At 74.4% G+C, this 17415-nt stretch carries 17 protein-coding genes and 1 pseudogene; 6 read left to right on the top strand and 12 right to left on the bottom strand.

Annotation, left to right across the window (positions count from 1 at the left end):
• Window positions 1-59: 59 nt before the first annotated feature.
• Window positions 60-866, bottom strand: coding sequence for a hypothetical protein (locus tag HLA93_RS18575; RefSeq protein WP_222195928.1), 807 nt, complete (start codon window positions 864-866; stop codon window positions 60-62).
• A 1012-nt stretch (window positions 867-1878) separates the two neighbouring features.
• On the opposite strand from HLA93_RS18575, the gene HLA93_RS18570 reads away from it, so the two are divergent.
• Window positions 1879-2451 (top strand): rolling circle replication-associated protein, encoded by a 573-nt coding sequence (locus HLA93_RS18570; protein WP_222195927.1) that lies wholly within the window; start codon window positions 1879-1881, stop codon window positions 2449-2451.
• A 119-nt stretch (window positions 2452-2570) separates the two neighbouring features.
• Here the strand turns inward: HLA93_RS18570 and HLA93_RS18565 are convergent, their stop codons facing one another.
• On the bottom strand, window positions 2571-3971 hold the full coding sequence (locus HLA93_RS18565) for a recombinase family protein (protein WP_222195926.1): 1401 nt from the start codon (window positions 3969-3971) through the stop codon (window positions 2571-2573).
• A 25-nt stretch (window positions 3972-3996) separates the two neighbouring features.
• Between HLA93_RS18565 and HLA93_RS21210 the strand changes: the two are divergent.
• From HLA93_RS21210 to HLA93_RS18550, 4 genes and pseudogenes are all read left to right on the top strand, one after another.
• Window positions 3997-4230, top strand: a pseudogene (locus tag HLA93_RS21210) (HNH endonuclease); the annotation flags it as partial.
• A 292-nt stretch (window positions 4231-4522) separates the two neighbouring features.
• A complete protein-coding gene (locus HLA93_RS21845) occupies window positions 4523-5392 on the top strand; it encodes a polysaccharide deacetylase family protein (RefSeq protein ID WP_222195925.1) in 870 nt (289 codons plus the stop codon).
• An 18-nt stretch (window positions 5393-5410) separates the two neighbouring features.
• A complete protein-coding gene (locus HLA93_RS18555; protein WP_222195924.1) occupies window positions 5411-6070 on the top strand; it encodes a DUF6461 domain-containing protein in 660 nt (219 codons plus the stop codon).
• Between the two features lie 126 nt (window positions 6071-6196).
• On the top strand, window positions 6197-7705 hold the full coding sequence (locus HLA93_RS18550) for a phytoene desaturase family protein (protein WP_222195923.1): 1509 nt from the start codon (window positions 6197-6199) through the stop codon (window positions 7703-7705).
• 146 nt (window positions 7706-7851) lie between these two features.
• On the opposite strand, the gene HLA93_RS18545 is transcribed toward HLA93_RS18550, so the two are convergent.
• The 8 genes from HLA93_RS18545 to HLA93_RS18510 form a co-directional block, all read right to left on the bottom strand.
• Window positions 7852-8727 (bottom strand): ABC transporter permease, encoded by an 876-nt coding sequence (locus HLA93_RS18545; RefSeq protein WP_222195922.1) that lies wholly within the window; start codon window positions 8725-8727, stop codon window positions 7852-7854.
• The gene (locus tag HLA93_RS18540; protein ID WP_222195921.1) at window positions 8724-9650 is read right to left on the bottom strand and encodes an ABC transporter ATP-binding protein; all 927 of its coding nucleotides are present in this window, start codon (window positions 9648-9650) and stop codon (window positions 8724-8726) included. The genes HLA93_RS18545 and HLA93_RS18540 overlap by 4 nt, the downstream gene beginning before the upstream one ends.
• A 158-nt stretch (window positions 9651-9808) precedes the next feature.
• Window positions 9809-10507, bottom strand: coding sequence for a hypothetical protein (locus tag HLA93_RS18535; RefSeq protein WP_222195920.1), 699 nt, complete (start codon window positions 10505-10507; stop codon window positions 9809-9811).
• Window positions 10508-10607: 100 nt separating this feature from the next.
• Entirely contained in the window at window positions 10608-12068 is a 1461-nt protein-coding gene (locus HLA93_RS18530) for a hypothetical protein (protein ID WP_222195919.1), read from the bottom strand.
• Window positions 12069-12140: 72 nt separating this feature from the next.
• A complete protein-coding gene (locus HLA93_RS18525) occupies window positions 12141-12308 on the bottom strand; it encodes an antitoxin (protein WP_246627083.1) in 168 nt (55 codons plus the stop codon).
• An 86-nt stretch (window positions 12309-12394) separates the two neighbouring features.
• On the bottom strand, window positions 12395-13954 hold the full coding sequence (locus tag HLA93_RS18520; RefSeq protein WP_308128236.1) for a leucyl aminopeptidase family protein: 1560 nt from the start codon (window positions 13952-13954) through the stop codon (window positions 12395-12397).
• An 83-nt stretch (window positions 13955-14037) separates the two neighbouring features.
• Window positions 14038-14205: a DUF3117 domain-containing protein gene (locus tag HLA93_RS18515; protein WP_222195917.1), complete on the bottom strand. Its 168-nt coding sequence runs from the start codon at window positions 14203-14205 to the stop codon at window positions 14038-14040.
• 114 nt (window positions 14206-14319) lie between these two features.
• Window positions 14320-14901: a DNA-3-methyladenine glycosylase I gene (locus HLA93_RS18510; protein WP_308128235.1), complete on the bottom strand. Its 582-nt coding sequence runs from the start codon at window positions 14899-14901 to the stop codon at window positions 14320-14322.
• A gap of 26 nt (window positions 14902-14927) precedes the next feature.
• Here HLA93_RS18510 and HLA93_RS18505 point away from each other — a divergent pair, with 26 nt between their 5' ends.
• Window positions 14928-15986 (top strand): NAD-dependent epimerase/dehydratase family protein, encoded by a 1059-nt coding sequence (locus HLA93_RS18505; RefSeq protein WP_222195916.1) that lies wholly within the window; start codon window positions 14928-14930, stop codon window positions 15984-15986.
• Window positions 15987-16062: 76 nt separating this feature from the next.
• On the opposite strand, the gene HLA93_RS22125 is transcribed toward HLA93_RS18505, so the two are convergent.
• Complete coding sequence (locus HLA93_RS22125; RefSeq protein WP_222195915.1) at window positions 16063-16971, bottom strand: DMT family transporter; 909 nt, start codon at window positions 16969-16971, stop codon at window positions 16063-16065.
• A 54-nt stretch (window positions 16972-17025) separates the two neighbouring features.
• Window positions 17026-17415: sigma factor-like helix-turn-helix DNA-binding protein (locus HLA93_RS18495; protein WP_281425465.1), on the bottom strand; the 390-nt coding region annotated here is incomplete at its 5' end.

Here is a 17415-nt window from a genome sequence, read left to right as displayed (position 1 = left end):
CAAGCGATAGGGCGCACCCCTTAGTACCCCTGACTTGGGGGGCGTCGGAGGCGACTGCGCTACGGCGTCCGCGCTCCTAGTCCGTCCAGTCGGTGGAAGCCGTAGGCAACGAAGTCGTACGCACAGAAGTAGGCGTTGGCCACGTCCAGGAGTGATGGGCCGCTCACGAAGGTCCCCATGCCGTCGCCCAGCGGTGTCTGGTCGTGCTTACGGGTGAGGATCGACCAACCCAATGCGTGGGCGTCGCCGCTGCCTGCCTGCCAGAGCGCCGCCGTCTGTGCGGCCCGTGCTTCGTCACCGGTCCAGATTTCGGCGTTCGCCTGGGTGATTGCGTCGGTCGTCTTCAGGCGACCGCGCGGCTTGCGGCTCTCGCGCAGCTCGGCAACCTGCGCCGCTCGACCCTCGACGTGACGGATCTGATCCTGGTGCCGCTCGCGATCGACGGCGTAGTTGCGCATGCCTTTCGCCCACCTCAGGTGATTCGCGTACCAATCAGCGGCCACCGTGAGGCTTCGCCCCGTGCGGACGTCGACGTGATCAGAGGTCAGTACCCATGAGGCGATCGCACCGCCGACAAGAGCTCCTCGCAGGAGGCTGAACGTAGCGATCGGGAAGAGGCCCGGCCGCGCGTCAGGATCGGGCGCATCGTTCGCCAGCCACCACGCGCGGAAGCCCTTCAGGTGATCCTGTGCAGCCACGAGTCCTTGCCACGCGATATCGGCGGTTGAGAGCCAAGGAAAGACGGCGTCATCCTCAGCGAGGGGACTTCCGGGCTCCGGCTCGAACGCTTCGCGGACGCGGTCGCCCCACATGGTCAGCTGTGCGAACGTGTCGCGGATCTGCACTTCTAGGTCGGTCGCGGCCACGGACGGAGCGTAAGTCCGCGCGTCCCGGCCAACGGTAGGCAACACAACTCGGGTGAGTCCTTGGACCCCATTCCTCCCCGGCCCCTCGGGAGTGAGTGCAGTTGCCGCGGGGGTCGTCGTGGTGCACGGGTTTGCCCGAAGGGACGCCCGGAGGGCGCCCGTGCACTGCGTCGGCACCTGTGGCGCCCTCGACGGACGGGGGGTCGACCGCAGGGCGCGGCTGGAGGGTGCGGAGCGCCCGGGTCGCGGCCTGCGGCCGACCCCGTGCCTGCCGGACGTTGTGGGCGACCCCGGAGGGGTCGCCTCTTGACACTTCTCCTGCACTAACTCAACACACGCTCTGGTCTGCGGCTGCTTCCGCTCGCACCACGGCTCATGTCACTATGTCGACTGCACCCCGGGGCCCATCGAGGCAAACCCCGCCCGGGACAAGCGATGCACACGGGGATCGGCCCTGAGACGACTTCACAGAGCGTCCCGACCGGCGGCCGACCGGCGGCGACTACGCGCACTGTCGTGTCCCGTCGTCTCCCTGGAACCCTCATGTCTGCTCGCTCAACGCGTGCTCGTGGCATCTGCCCTGGCCGCTTCCTTTCCCTGACCGACGTTTCGGGGCGCGCTCGTGCCCGGGCTCGCTGAGCCGGCGCGCGGTCATGTCCAATCACCCGCATCGCCGTCGGCCTGCGCCTGCCCGCCGGGGGTCCGCGGTCTGCGCGTCGTGGGCTACCTGCCTGGAGGCGGCGTCGCTGGGTTGGACTGCACTGCGCCCTTGCTCGTCGTGTGTCGCGTCTGTGACGGTCGACTTGTCTGGCCTTGTCGGGCTCACCGGGCTTCCCGATGTGTGCCCTGCTCCGAGCGATACCGACGGCTGCTCGTCCGGATAGCGGAGTCTCGCTCCGCGACGGCGCATCGTGGCCACGGGAGCTTCTTGACGTTGACCGCGCCGGGCGAGCGTGAACACGCCCGGTGGGTACCGGGTCGGCCTGGGGGCGGTGGCCCGTGCGGTTGCCGGGTGGGCGATCTGGCGGAGTGGAACGCGGCCGCCGGTCAGGCGTGGAATCGGCTGCGGCTGCGCCTCTCCCGGGTGTGCCGGTTCGAGTACTTCCGCGTGGTCGAGGTCCAGAAGCGCGGCGCGCTGCACCTGCACGTCCTGATGTGGTCCGCCGAGCCGCTGCAACGGGACCAGATCCAGCGGATCGCGCTAGCTGCTGGCTTCGGGTGTCAGGTCGACTTGACGCCGCTGTCGCCCCGGCGGCACGCGAACTACGCGGCGAAGTACGCCACGAAAGCCACCGATCAGCGTGGGGCCGCACCGTGGGCGGTCGACGTCATCAACAAGCGAACCGGTGAGGTCACTCGAGGCAGGGCACCGGCTCGTTACCGCACTTGGTCGTCTTCGCGGCAGTGGGGGCTGACGGTCAGGGAAGTGCGGGCGGCGAACCGTGCAGCGCTGGAAAAGTCGCGACTCCGGCGAGCCGCTGGCGCGGCGGTTGACCAATCACCCGGGTCGGCGGATGCCCAGGGACCGATACCGGTGGCTGGCGCGCCTCGCCGTGCTGGTCCGGCGGCGTTGGCATGGGCATGAGCGCCGAGGACGTCGCCGACTGGCTGGCCGCGTCCTGCGCCGAACAGGGGGTGCCAGTGCTGGTCACCGATCCGCGTATTCTGGCGGACGTGGCGGTTCTCCTGTCGGCGGGGAGGTCGTCAGATCCGCCAGACCGCTCGAATGCGGCTCGGGTCGAGGGCTCGGCTGCCCTGTTGTCCGGGGTCGACGATGGCGTGGTCGAGGATCGCTGAGACGATCGCGGCCTGTCGGGTGAGGTTGAGCCCGGACCACTCGCCGCGTAGCTGACTGCCGTTGCCGGGCAGACCGGCCAGGGCGTCGGTGTGCGAGGCGGCTCGTAACTGCCGTTCTCGATCGCGCATCCGGCGCTCGATGGGTTCGCGGGCTGCGCGCCACTCGCGTGCGCTGATCTCCTGCTTGCCGAACATGACAGCGAGCTCGTCCATCTGGGCCTGGTCGACGGCCAGGCCGTCGCTGAGCTCGACGGCCAGACTGTCCCCGGCCCGGCCACTCAACGCATCGGCCAGGGCGGGGCTGTCCAGGCGCTGCAGGATCGCCTCGGTCAGCATCTGCTCGAGCGGCTCTGCGGTGACGGTCAGCCGACCGCAGCCGCCGCCGTGGTCGGGGCCGGAGATGCACACGTACCGGCGGCGATCCTTGCGCGGGGACGAGTAAAGCTTGCCGCCGCAGCGACCGCACCGAAGCAGGCCGGACAGCAGGTAGCGGCGTGGGCTCCGGCGGCCGGTCACTGCCTGCTCGGTCATGCGGGCGAGCACCCGGTCGCGGTCCGCCGGGGTGATGATCGCGTCCCACATGGCAGGGCCGACGACTTCGCCGCGGTGCTCGCGCAGACCGGCGATTCGACCGGACTTGAGTACGCCGCGCAGGGACGGGCTGTGCCACTCGACGCCCGTCGTGGTCCGGATGCCGTTGTCCTCCAGCCACATGCACAGCGACCGCAGGCTCTCTCCGGCCAGGTAGCGGCGGACCATCTGCCGGATGACTTCGGCCTCGTCGTGGCGCACGGTGATCCGGTCCATCTCGTAGCCGAACGGTCGCCGGTTCCCGCCGTGCGGGCGGCCCTCGGCGGCGATCTGGTCGTTCTTGCGGCGCACCCGTCTGCTCTTGGACGCGGACTCATTCGCTGCCACCGCTGCCATGATCCTTCCGATCAATAGGCCGTCCCCGGTGCCTAAGTCCATGTCGCCGGACACGAACCGGACCTGGCGAACACCGGCGGCGTCCACGGTGGCGACGAACTGCTCCAACTCCACCGGCCTGCGGGTCAGCCGGTCCACGTGATAGCAGATCACCGCGTCCCTCTGACCATCGGTGAGGTCGGCCAGCATCTGCTCGTAGGCGGGTCGCCGCTGGCCGGAGTAGGCGGACAGGTCGTTGTCCACGTACTCCTGCGCGACTGGCCAACCGAGGCTTACCGCCAACCGTCGGCAGTCTTCGACCTGCCGGGCCACGCCCAGGGCTCGGCCCTCGGTGTCGCTGCTGATCCGTGCGTAGACGGCTGCGGCCCTCACGTCTGCCATGGGGGCAGGCTAGTGATGGGTGGGCAGCCTCTGCTGCCTGTGCCGCTCCCACCACCGACTCAAGACCTTCGCCCCCGGCTGGCGCTTCCGTCTCGACACCGACGGCACCCTGCACGTCACCACCCCCTCCGGCGTCACCCGCACCACCCGACCACCCGGGCTCCGACCACCCGGCTCACGAACCCCCCGGGCCGAGGCGGTACCGCCCGGGCCGGAGCCGCCAGAGAGTCGACCAACCGACGACCCACCGCCGTGCTGACGGTCTGGAGCCGCCCACCACCTCGACTTGTCGACATGTCTCCGTCCCGACTGCTGCCACGTCCCCGTCCCGCCTGCCGCCACGTCCCGGTCCCGCCTGCCGCCACGACTTGGTCCTGGCTGCCGCCATGTCTCCGGCCTGACGCCCCACCGAGCCGACGGCCACCGGAGGCGACTCGCCGCGGGAGGCGACCGGCCCGCGGAGGCGACCGGCCGGGCCGACGACGCGGTCGCCGGCCGTCCAGCTGCGCTGGGGCGTTGCGCGCACAGGCGCCGATGACCAGGCTCAGCGGGTGCACAGACGCCACTTCCTGGCTGCCGGAGCCGCACTCGCCCTCGCCGGCTGCAGCGGCGGGACGGAGCGGCGCGCTGCGGAACGGACGACGTCTCCGGCGCCGTCGTCCTCGGTCGAGCCCACCCCGACGCCTACCCCGACCCCGGAGCCGGCACCACCGACGCCCGGCACACCTGCCGAGGTGCTGGCCCGCTCGATCGTCCCGGTGCTCTGCTTCCACCAGCTACGCGAGCACACCGCCGACGACAGCGCCTACGCCCGCAGCATCACCACCCCGCCGGACGCCCTCCGCGTGCAGTTCACCGCGCTCCGGGACGGCGGGTACACCCCGGTCGCCGCGCCCGCGCTCGTCGACCACCTGCAGTTCGGCACCCCGCTGCCCGACCGCGCCGTCCTGCTCACCTTCGACGACGGCTCGGCCACCCACGCCACCGTCGGGCTCCCGATGCTCCGTGAGTTCGGCTTCCCCGCCGTCTTCTTCCCGATGACCGTGGTCCTCGACAAGCCGAACTGGCTCAGCGGCGACCAACTGCGCGAGCTGGACGCGGCCGGCATGACGATCGGCGCGCACAGCTGGGACCACCAGCGGATGGACCGCCTCGCCGGCGACCAGTGGGCCGAACAGGTGGACCAGCCCCGGCAGACGCTGGCCGACGTCCTCGGCCACCCGATCGACCTGCTCGCCTACCCGCACGGCGTGTGGGACCAGGAGACCCTGCCCCACGTGGCCTCGGCGGGCTACCGGGCGGCGTTCCAGCTCGCCGACCCCACCGACCCGGCACAGCCGCTGCTCACCGTCCGCCGGATCATGCCGCCGCCCACGTGGGACGGTGCCACCCTGCTCGCCCACCTCGACGCCGACTTCTGACCGACGGGACGTACCAGGATGTCGACCCTCGACCAGCGCTTCGAGTGGTTCTCCGATTGGGTCGAGCAGCACCTGCTGCTGACGTTGACCGTCGTCTCCCTCCCCGACCCGGTCCGGGTGCTCGCCGCCTTCGGGCCGACGGAGTTCGACCGCGGTGCCCTGTCGCTGCGCGCAGCCCATGACCTGGACGAGCCCGCCGTCCGACTCGGGGCCGCCGCGGGGTGGACGTACGCCGTCGAGCACGCCTCCACCACGGGCGGTGACGCCGACGTCCTGGCACGCCTGACCGCGGACGGCGGCACAGCGGTGGCCCCGTGCTCGACACCGAACGTCAGCTCGGTCCACGTCGCCCGCGACGGTGACCACCTCTGCGCCTTCGAGCCGTCCTTCCCCGACTCGACGCGCTGGGGCTCAGCGCCGCACGCCTTCGACACAGAGATGCGGGACGCCGGCTTCCGGGGACCCGTCGAGACGAGGCCGGGCGCACCGGTGGCGTCGTTCCTGCAGTTGCTGACCGGGGTGACGCTGACCCCGGCGATGCTCGAGGACCCCCTGCCCTACGCCGTCCTGCCGCCGCGCCACGGCACGGGAGACGGGGGCGCACTCGGGTCCACCCCCCTCGTCCCCGGCACCCTGATGCCGGACCCCACCCAGCACGGGGGCACGCCGGATGGGTGACGCGCCGCCACCGAGCCGTGCGGTCGACCTGCGCAGGCCGCCGTCGTGCGCTGGTCGTCGGTTGCCGGGCCGCCGAACCGCATCGAGCGCACAACGGCGCGCACGGGTTCCGGCTACCGTGATCGCGTGGCCAGGGTCGTCGTCATCGGGGCGGGGCTCGGCGGGCTGGCGGCCGCGGCGCGGCTCGCGGCGGGCGGCCACGAGGTGACCGTGCTCGAGCAGGCACCGCAGATCGGCGGCAAGCTCGGCTGGTACGCCCGCGACGGCCACGGCTTCGACACCGGCCCCAGCCTGATCACCCTCCCGCAGGTCTTCGAGGACCTCTTCGCCGCCACCGGCGACCCGCTCTCCACGGTGCTCCCGCTGCGGCGGCTGGACCCGGCGGTCGCCTACCGCTTCGCCGACGGGACGACGACGGCGGTGCCCGGGCACCGCGAGGCGATCGCGGCCCGGCTGGACGCCGACCTCGGCCCCGGCAGCGGAGCCCAGTGGACGGCGCTGCTGACCCGCGCGGAGGCGATGTGGCGGGCGACCGAGCAGCCGTTCCTCCGTTCCCCGCTGGCCGGCGCGATGACGCTGGCCCGGCTCGCCCGGAACACCGCCGACCTGCGCACCATCGCCCCCGGCCGCACGCTCCGCGGGCTGGGCCGCCACCACCTCACCGACCCGCGGCTGCGGATGCTGCTCGACCGGTACGCCACCTACTCCGGCTCCGACCCGCGGCTCGCCCCCGCCGCGTTGCTGACCGTGCCCTACGCCGAGCAGGCCTTCGGCTCCTGGTACGTGCCCGGTGGCCTGCGCCGGCTCCCCGAGGCGGTGGCGGACCGGGCGGTCGAGCGCGGCGCCGTGCTGCGCACCGAGGCCGAGGTCGCCGAGGTGCTGGTCGAGGGCGGCCGGGTCACCGGTGTGCGGCTCGCCGACGGCGAGGTGCTGCGCGCCGACGTCGTCGTCTGCAACGCCGACGCCACCACCCTGTACCGCCGGCTGCTGCCCGCGCAGGCACCCGCCCGCGGTCCGCGCGCCGCGCTGCGGCGGGTCACGCCGTCGTCCTCGGGCTTCGTGCTGCTGCTGGCGCTGCGCGGCCGCACCCCCGGCCTGGCCCACCACACGGTGCTCTTCCCCGCCGACCACACCGCCGAGTTCGACGCGCTGTTCGGGGGGCGGGGCAGGCGCGGGAACGACCCGAAGCGACCGGTGGCCGACCCGACCGTCTACATCAGCGCCCCCGACGACCCGGCCACCCGGCCGGACGACGACAGCGAGTCGTGGTTCGTGCTGGTCAACGCGCCGCGACACGAGCCGGGCAGCGGGGTCGACTGGACGGCGGACGGCCGGGCCGAGGCCTACGCCGACCTGGTGCTGGCCCGGATGGCGGCCCGCGGCCTGGACGTCCGCGACCGGGTGCGCTGGCGGGTGGTCCGCACGCCCGCCGACCTGGAGCGGGAGACCGCCAGCCCCGGCGGCTCCATCTACGGCACCTCCAGCAACGGCGCCCGGGCGGCCTTCCTGCGGCCGGCCAACGCCTCCCCGGTCCCCGGCCTGTTCCTGGTCGGCGGCTCGGCGCACCCCGGCGGTGGGCTGCCCCTGGTGACCCTGTCCGCGGAGATCGTGGCGGGCCTGATCGGCCCGGCCTGAGCCGGTCGGCCGGCGCGGGGTCCGGTGTCCGGCCCGCAGGCACCTCGCGCGCGGTGGAGCCCACACCGCGACGCAGCGACTCCTCCCCCGACCGGGCCGGTCGAGGGAGGAGCCGTGGGGAGAGGGAACGCGGGTCCCGGAGCGGGTCAGGCGTCGCGGCGGCGGAAGGCGAGCACCGCCACCAGCAGGAGCACCGCCACCTCGGCGCAGAACACCGCGAAGCCCGTCCACGGGGCCAGCACCGCCCCGCCGCTGAAGGGTGCGACCTGGGCGACCGACCCGCCGGCGTTGCCCGGCATCAGCTTCGCCACCCACTCGCCCCAGGTGCCCGGCAGCGCGTAGGCGAGGTTGCCGACCACCAGCACCAGCGCCATGCCGATGGTCAAGGCCGCGGCGGTGTGCCGGATCAGCAGTCCGAGCGCCAGCGCGAACAGCCCCAGCCCGGCGAGGTAGAGCCCGTTGCCCAGCAGCGCACGCAGCACGCCGTCCTCCGAGAGCGCCAGTCCCACGCCCTCCCGGTCGAGGAACCAGTTGCCGCCCAGGTAGCCGATCACCGCGGTGACCACACCGGCGACGAACAGCACGCCGGTGAGCAGCAGCGCCTTGGCCGCCACCACCCGCCCACGGCGGGGCACCGCGGTGACCGAGGCCCGGATCATCCCGGTCCCGTACTCGCTGGTGACCACCAGCGTGCCCAGCGCCAGTGCGGTGAGCTGGGAGAACAGCAACCCCCACGTGATGAACGAGGCGGGCGACTCACCGGTGTCACCGGCGGCCAGGTCCTCCGCCACGGCCCAGCAGATCAGCGTGGTCAGCCCGGCGCCGAGCAGGAACAGCAGGCCCAGCGACCAGCCGGTGGAGCGCACCGTCCAGAACTTGACCCACTCGGCGTGCAGCACCTGGGCGAAGCCGGGACGCCGCACCCCGGGCACGTGCCGGTTCGGGTCCAGCCGGACGACGTCCGGGCCGGGTGTCGACGCCGGCCGGGGCGGGGCGGCGCTGGCAGTCGGGGTGGCGCTCATCGGAGGGCTCCAGCGGTCTCGGTCGGGTGGGCGGCGTACTCGACGCTGTCGGCGGTCAGGGTCATGAAGGCGTCCTCCAGCGAGGACTGCACGAGGGTCAGCTCGTGCAGGTGCAGTCCGGCCCGGCCGACGAGCTCGCCGATGCCGGCGGCGTCCAGGCCCTGCACCCGCAGCTCGTCGTCGTGCCGGTCGACGTCCAGGCCGTGCTGGCGGAGCAGGGTCTCGACCTCGGCGCTCCGCGGGCTGCGCACCCGCACGTAGGACGCGGCGTGGTCGGCGATGAACTGGCTCATCGAGCAGTCGGCCAGCATCCGACCCCGGCCGACGACGATCAGGTGGTCGGCGGTGAGGGCCATCTCGCTCATCAGGTGGCTGGAGACCAGCACCGTGCGCCCCTGCCCGGCCAGCTCGCGGGCCAGCCTGCGCACCCAGCGGATGCCCTCGGGGTCCAGCCCGTTGACCGGCTCGTCCAGGACGACGACCGGCGGGTCGCCGAGCAGCGCGACCGCGATGCCCAGCCGCTGCCCCATGCCGAGGGAGAACCGGCCCACCCGCTGGTCGGCCACCGCCTCCAGCCCGACCAGGTCGAGCACCTCGTCGATCCGGGCCCGCGGGATGCCGTTGCTGGCGGCCAGCCAGCGCAGGTGGTCGCGGGCGCTGCGGCCCGGGTGCAGGGCCCGCGCCTCCAGCAGCGCACCGACCTCGCGCAGCGGCGCCGGGGAGGCGGCGTAGGACCGGCCGTTCACGGTCACGCTGCCCGACGTGGGCCGGTCCAGGCCCAGGATCATCCGCATCGTCGTGGACTTGCCGGCGCCGTTCGGGCCGAGGAAGCCGGTGACCCGGCCGGGCTCGACGGTGAAGCTCAGGTGGTCGACGGCCGTCTTGGGGCCGTAGGTCTTGGTGAGTCCCCGGGCGACGATCACAGCGTCCCCCCGGGGCGGGCGGAGGAGGTGGTGTCCATGCCGACGAGCCTGTCGGCGCAGCCGCCTCGGGGACATCGGGGAGCGCCCTGAACCGACCCTGACCCGCCCCTGACCGGCGTCCCTGAGCGGCCCCTGAGCGCGCCGTCCGGACCTCCGGGTCAGCGGGCGCCGAAGAAGCCGATGCCGAGCACGCCGCAGAGCAGGAACGCCCAGCCCCCGGTGAGCCGCCGTCCACCGGGGCGCGGCGCCGGCAGGCCCGGGAACGGCCCGGACAGCAGCGGGAGCGCCAGGTTGCCGACCGGCGGCCAGCTCAGCCAGAACCAGGCCCAGCGGGTCGCCCGCGCCGGCGCTGGCCCGCCGACGAGCAGGAACAGCACCGCCAGCCCGTCGGCCAGCAGGACCATCCCGACCCAGGCCGGGAGGCGCCAGCCGAGCACCTCCGACGAGGACGACGCCTCGACCAGCGGCACGACACGCAGGTCACGGTCCGCCGCGCGCAGCTCGTCGGCCAGGTCACCGGAGATCAGCGGGCGCTCGTCCTGCGGGACGTCGACCCCGGGGCTGGCGACCCAGACCTCGGTGCGACGCAGGACCGGGCCCGAGCGCCACACCGCCGACTGCACGGCGAAGCCGACGGTCCGCGGCTCCAGGCCCTCGCTGACCCGCACCTCGTCCACCCGCCCGGCGTCGACCGCGGCACGCAGGTCGTCCAGGGACGCCGCGCGCTGGCCGGTGAGGACGGTGGTCAGCGCGAGGCCCAGCCAGACGACGACCAGGGCCACCCGCAACGCGGTCCAGGGCTCCCGCAGCCGCGGTCGCGGCCGGACCTGGATGACCGGTTCGACGTCCTGCGACATGGCGCGACCGTAGAGGTGGCCGCCCGCCGCCGGCGCGGAACACGCCCGGCCGGATCGGCCCCGAGCGCCGCGGCCAGGCCGGAGAGCGCGGCGCGGGGCCTCAGCCCCGTGCGCCGGCCACCCCGAGGACCGCGGCCAGGCCCAGGGCGCTGCGCGGGGCGTACGGGCTGCGCCACAGGCCGCCGTGCGCGGCGGCGTACGCCTCGTCCTGCCAGGGGTGGACGTGCGCCGGGCCGCCACCGGTGTGCAGGTCGTGCACCAGCAGCGCTGCCATCAGCACGTTCGACGTCGCCGGCTCGAACACCTCGACGCCGAACCGGTGCGCCCCGGCGTAGGCCGCGGCCAGCGCCCGGTTCTTGACCACCGAGCGGGTGCGGGTGGGCGGGGCGACGTTCATCGACACGGTGCTGCCCGCCGCCCGGGCGACCTGGGCCCGCCAGCGCTGCAGCCGCTTGGCCAGCGCGTAGTTCGGGCCCTGCTGCGGCACCAGGCTGTCGTTGATCCCGGGGTCGGCGCCGGGCAGGTAGCCGCGGGTCAGCAGCCGGCCGGCGGACAGCGTGCGCAGCGGGCGGCCCAGCAGCTTCGCCGTCCGCGGACGGCGGGCGTAGGCGGCGACGGAGAACTCGACCGCCTCGGCCGGGACGGCGAAGACGTCCGTCGGGGTGGCCAGGAAGCCCAGCGCCAGGTCGGGGCGGGCCTCGGCCAGCCGCAGGGTCAGCGCGTCGACCGCCGTCGACACCCGCACGTTGGTGGCGCCGTCGGCGTAGACGTAGTTGCCCAGCACCGGCACGCCCGGCAGGTCGGTCAGCCAGTCGCCGACCTCGGGCACCCCGGCGATCAGGTCGGCCCCGGCAGTGCTCGCCAGGTCGCCGTCCGCGCTGGTCGGGACCAGCAGCGTGCCCGCGCCCCGGCGGGCGGTGTCCAGCACCCGCTGCCACAGCGCCGGCCGGGGCAGGTCGACGGCGGCCACCCGGGCGCCCCAGCGGAGCAGGGCGGTGAGCGGCCCCATCTCCGCGCCCGCGCCGAGCACGGCCACGGTGTGGTCGGGCAGCGCCAGCCACTGCGGGTGGTCGGCGACGGTGCGCACCGCCTCGGCGCAGCTGGGCTCGACCACCCCGGCCGCGACCCACGCGGCCAGCCGGCGGTGCAGGTCGTCGCCGCGCAGCCGGGTGCCCCGCCAGGGCAGCGACAGCTCGCGCTCGGGGTCGGCCTCCCCGCGCAGCTCGACGGTGCGCAGCTGCCGTTCGGCCGGCGCCGTGCGGAGGACGGCCAGCTCCCGCTCGCCGTCCGGCCCGGCCACCCGCATCCGGGAGTGCAGCGAGTCCAGCCCGGCTCCGGCGATCGCCAGGGCCGCCTCCCGGGAGGAGAGCCCGGCCTCCACGCTGCGGCGCACGTGGCTCAGGTAGCCGGCCCGCCAGTTGGTCTCCTGCTCGGCCGCCCGCGCCCCGGTCGGGTCGACCGGACGCAGCGCGTCGGCGACCACCGCGCGCCCGAGCGTCGCGGTGCTGCGCCGTCCGTCCGGGCCGGCCGGGAAGACGACGCCGCGCTGTTCCTCGCTCATCGGAGCGATCCTGCCCGACCCGGCGGGCCGGTGGCGGCTGAGGCCCTGGCCCCAGCCGCCGGGACCGTCCGGTTACTGGTTGCCGATCTTGCCGTCGGCGGCGTCCCGGCCCTTGTCGATCTGCGCGTCGTGGTTGCCGCCGCTCTTCTGGTCGGCGAACTGCTCGCCCTTGTCCAGGGCCTTGTCGCTGGCCTGCTCGCCCTTGTCGCTGTTCAGCGCGCCCTTGGCCTTGTCCATCATGCTCACGGCTGTTCCCCCTGAGGTCCGGTCGCGCCGGTGGCGCGGCTCGCTCGGGGAGATGCCCGCCGACCGGCCGCGGCAACCCCTCAGTCGCGCACGATCGGGCCGGGCACGTCCACCGGCGCCCCTGCCTCCAGCCAGCGCAGCAGGGTCCGGACGCCGAAGCCGGTGCCGCCCTTGACCACCTCGGCCTCGTCGCTGCCCGACCGCGCCGGACCGGCGACGTCCAGGTGCGCCCAGGGCAGCTCCCCGGCGAACGGCTGCAGGAACAGTGCCGCCGTGGTCGAGCCGGGGTTGCCCGGGGCGTTGTTCGCGTCGGCCACCTCGGAGTCCAGCTGGGCGCGCAGGTGACCGACGTGCTCCTCCGACAGCGGCATCCGCCAGACCGCCTCCCCAGCGTGCCCGGCGGCGGTCCGGACGGCGTCGGCCAGCCCGTCGGTGGTCGCGTAGAGCCCGGCCGTGCGCGCACCCAGCGCCGTCTTCATCGCCCCGGTGAGGGTGGCGACGTCGACCAGCACCGTGGCGCCGAGCGTCAGGCGGGCGTGCGCGAGGGCGTCGGCGAGCACCAGCCGGCCCTCCGCGTCGGTGTTGCGCACCTCGGTGGTGCGCCCGCCCACGTGCCGCACCACGTCGGCCGGCCGGTAGGCGGCACCGGAGACGGCGTTCTCCGCGAGCGCGACCACGGCGCTCACCGCGACCGGCAGCTCGAGGCGGGCCGCGGCGTCGACCGCGGCCAGCACGGCGGCGGCGCCGGCCATGTCGGTCTTCATCTCACGCATGCCGGCGTTGGTCTTGATCGAGATGCCGCCGGTGTCGAAGGTGATGCCCTTGCCGACCAGGACCGGGTGCCCGGCGGTGGCGTGTGGCGGCCGGTACGTGACGACGACGACCCTGGGCGGGCTCGCCGAACCACCGCCCACGGCCAGCACGCCGCCGAAGCCGCCGGCAGCCAGCTCGTCCGGCCCGAGCACGGAGACCCCGACGTGCGGGAGGCCGCCCAGCCGCTCGACCGCACGGTCGGCCAGCCAGGCAGGGTCCTTCGTGCTGCTCGGGGTGTTGACCAGGTCGCGGGCCCAGGCCACCGACTCCGCGGCGACCCGGCCGGCGAGCTCCCCAGCGGCCACTGCCGGGTCGTCGGCGTCGGTGGCGACCACGAGCACCTCGGCCAGCCGGGGCGGGTGCGGGGTCGAGGTGTCCCGGAAGCGGTGGCCGGCCAGCAGCGCGGTCTCCACCGCGGTGCGCACCTCGTCGGCGCCCGCCGGGGCGACCCCGGTGTCCACCGGCAGCACCAGCCGCCGGGCGCCGGACTCGGCGAGGGTCTGCGCCCGACGGACGGCCACCGCGACGTAGGAGCGCAGGTGCGGGAGGGTCGCGTCGCCCACGCCCACGGCCAGCACGCTCCGCGGGCGCCGGCCGGGGACCGGCAGGTTGGTGATCCCGCCGCGCTTGCCGCCGTTGCCGGTGTCGGCCAGGGCGCCGGCGAGGAGCTCCGGGTCGACCGGCGGCTCGGTGGCCTCCGTCAGCCACCCGGGCAGAGCACCGTGAGCGCCCACCGGGACGGCGAGGACGTCGTCCGGCCCGAGCGCCGGCAGGGCCGGGACGACCTCGACCCGCGGGAACGGCAGCGCTCCCTGGAACGACGGCACGGCCCCGGACGCCGGCGTGCTGCCGGCGGCCGGGGCCGCGTCGTCGAGCGCGGGGCTGCCCGCAGGCAGACTCGCGTCGGTGATCAGCTGGTCGCGCCCTTCAGGGCCTCGGAGAGGGCGCTCGCCTCATCGGGGGACAGCTCGACGACCAGCCGGCCGCCACCCTCCAGCGGGACGCGCATGACCAGGCCGCGGCCCTCCTTGGTGACCTCGAGGGGACCTTCACCCGTACGCGGCTTCATGGCCGCCATGCGTGCCTCCTTCACCGGCCACCCACGGACCGGCTGGCCGTGGTGTGGCGACTGTTCGTGCAGAGCTCTCCGCCCATGATCCCGTATCCGCGGCCATCGACCAACCCGGACCCCTCAGTCCGGGTGCCTCTCCCCCGCCCGGAAACAGCTCGCGACGTGGTCGTCGACCATCCCGGTGGCCTGCATCAGGGCGTAGGAGGTGGTCGGGCCGACGAAGGAGAACCCCCGCCGTTTCAGCTCCTTGGCCAGCGCAACCGACTCCGGGCTGGTCGCCGGGACGTCGTCCGGCGTCTGCGGACGGGGTCGCCCACCGGCCGGGGCGAACGACCACAGCAGGGCCGACAGCCCCTCCGGCACGTCGAGCGCCGCCCGGGCGTTTCGCACCGCCGCGACCACCTTCGCGCGGTTGCGGACGATGCCCGCGTCGGCCATCAGCCGTTCGACGTCCGCGTCGGTGAACGCGGCCACCGCCGGGATCGAGAAGCCGGCGAACGCGGCCCGGAAGGCGGGGCGCTTGCGCAGGATGGTGATCCAGGACAGCCCCGACTGGAACCCCTCCAGGGTGAGCCGCTCGTAGAGGGCGTCGTCCCCGTGCAACGGCACACCCCACTCCTCGTCGTGGTAGCGGACGTACTCGGGGGCGCTGGTCGCCCAGCCGCAGCGGGGCAGGTCGTCGGTGCTCCGGGGGCGCTCCACGGGTGCCGAAGCTAGCGTCTGCGCTCGTGCGCATCCTGGTCACCGGAGGGGCGGGCTTCATCGGCTCGCACGTCGTCGCCGCCTGCCGCGAGGCCGGACACGAGGTGCGGGTGCTCGACGCCCTGCTCCCCGCGGTGCACCCGCGCTACCCCGAGGGCGTCCCCGGCCTGGACGGGGTGGACCTGCAGGTCGGCGACGTGCGCGACCGCGACGCCGTCGACCGGGCGCTGGACGGCGTCGACGCGGTCTGTCACCAGGCCGCGATGGTCGGCCTGGGCATCGACGTGCAGGACATGCCCGACTACGCCGGGATCAACGACCTGGGGACGGCGGTGCTGCTGGCCGCGATGGCCCGGGCGGAGATCGGCCGGCTGGTGCTGGCCAGCTCGATGGTGGTCTACGGCGAGGGCCGCTACGAGTGCCCCGAGCACGGCGTCGTCCCCGCGGCACCCCGGCGCCGGGCCGACCTGGACGCCGGCCGGTTCGAGCCGCCCTGCCCGGTGTGCGGCCGGCAGCTGAGCTGGGGCGAGGTCGGTGAGGACACCCCGGCCGACCCGCGCAACACCTACGCGGCGACCAAGCTCGCCCAGGAGCACCTGGCCGCGGCCTGGGCCCGCTCGACCGGCGGCGGCGCGATCGCCCTGCGGTACCACAACGTCTACGGCCCGCACATGCCCCGGGACACCCCCTACGCCGGGGTGGCGTCGATCTTCCGCAGCGCGCTGGAGTCCGGCCGGGCGCCCCGGGTGTTCGAGGACGGCGGCCAGCAGCGGGACTTCGTGCACGTCACCGACGTCGCGCAGGCCAACCTGCGGTCGCTGGAGACCGACCCGCCGGACTCGTCGCTGCGGGCCTACAACGTCGCCTCCGGCGTCCCGCACACCGTGGGTGACATGGCCGCGGCGCTCGCCGAGGCGTTCGGCGGCCCGGCACCGGAGGTCACCGGCGAGTACCGGATCGGCGACGTGCGGCACGTCGTAGCCTCCCCGGTGCGCGCCGAGCAGGAGCTCGGCCACCGGGCGCAGGTGGCCTTCGCCGACGGCATGCGCGAGTTCGCCACCGCGCCCCTGCGCCCCGCCCCCTGAGCCCGGCCCGGCCATGTTGGCGAACATGGCCGGACGCCCGGCCCGGCCATGTTGGCGAACATGGCCGGGCAGAGGGTCAGGGGACGGCGGCGTCGAGGTCGGTGAGCTCGGAGCGTTCGGTGCGCACGGGGCTGCGCCGGGTGGCGAGCACGCAGCCGAGCAGGATCAGCGGCAGGCCCAGGGCGATGCCGAGGGTGAACGGCTCGTCCAGCAGCGCCACGCCGAGCAGGACGGCGACCGCCGGGTTCACGAAGGTGATCACCAGCGCCCGCTGCGGGCCGACCTCCCGGATCAGCGCGAAGAACAGCGCCAACGCGACCGCGGTGCAGACCACGCCGAGCACCGCCACCGAGACCCAGGCCTGCGCCGGTGCGTCCACCGCCTCGCCCAGCCGGGGCACGGCGAACGGCGCGTAGACCACGGCGGTGACCGACAGCGCGAACGCGCTGGCGGTGACGCCGGGGACGTCGGGCAGCCGGCGGCTGATCACCATCGGCGCGGTCGCGTAGCCGACCACCACCAGGGCCACGGCACCGATCGCGGTCAGCTGCGCGCCGCCGACGTCCAGGCCGAGCAGCGCGGCGATGCCGACCACCCCGACCAGCATGCCGACGACCCGGACCGGGGAGAGCCGGTCCTCCTCGCCGGCCAGCCGGGCGGTGAGCGCGGCGACGAACGGGACGCCGGCCACCAGCAGGCCGGTCAGCGACGAGGAGAGCTCCTGCTCGGCCCAGGACAGCAGGAACCACGGGCCGGTCATCTCCAGCACGGTGAACACCAGCAGCGCCCGCCAGTGCCGGCGCAGCGCCCCGCCCAGGCCCCCGCGGGCGAGGGTCCAGGGCAGCAGCAGGGCGGCGCCGATCGCGCAGCGGAGGAAGACCACCACCGCCGGGGAGAACTCCCCCACGGCGACCTTGATCAGCAGGTAGGGCACGCCCCAGATGACCGACATCGCCAGGAAGAGCGCCCAGCCCCGCCTGCTCACCACTGCCGTCCCGCGCTCGTCACGACGTCATCATGCCGAGCGCGGGACGGTCGATCACTCGAGGTAGTCGCGCAGCACCTGGGAGCGGCTGGGGTGGCGGAGCTTGGACATGGTCTTGGACTCGATCTGCCGGATCCGCTCGCGGGTGACCCCGTAGACCTGGCCGATCTCGTCGAGGGTGCGGGGCTGGCCGTCGGCGAGACCGAAGCGCAGCCGGACGACGCCGGCCTCGCGCTCGGAGAGGGTCTGCAGGACGCCGGTGAGCTGCTCCTGCATCATCCCGAAGCTCACCGCGTCGACCGCGACGACCGCCTCGGAGTCCTCGATGAAGTCACCGAGCTGGCTGTCGCCCTCGTCGCCGATGGTCTGGTCCAGGCTGATCGGCTCCCGGGCGTACTGCTGGATCTCCAGCACCTTCTCCGGGGTGATGTCCATCTCCTTGGC

The organism is Modestobacter italicus (assembly GCF_019799965.1).
In the GTDB taxonomy this organism is placed as follows: Bacteria; Actinomycetota; Actinomycetes; order Mycobacteriales; family Geodermatophilaceae; genus Modestobacter; species Modestobacter italicus_A.
The sequence above is the reverse complement of the archived record's forward strand: the minus strand, read 5'-3'. Positions and strand labels throughout refer to the sequence as shown.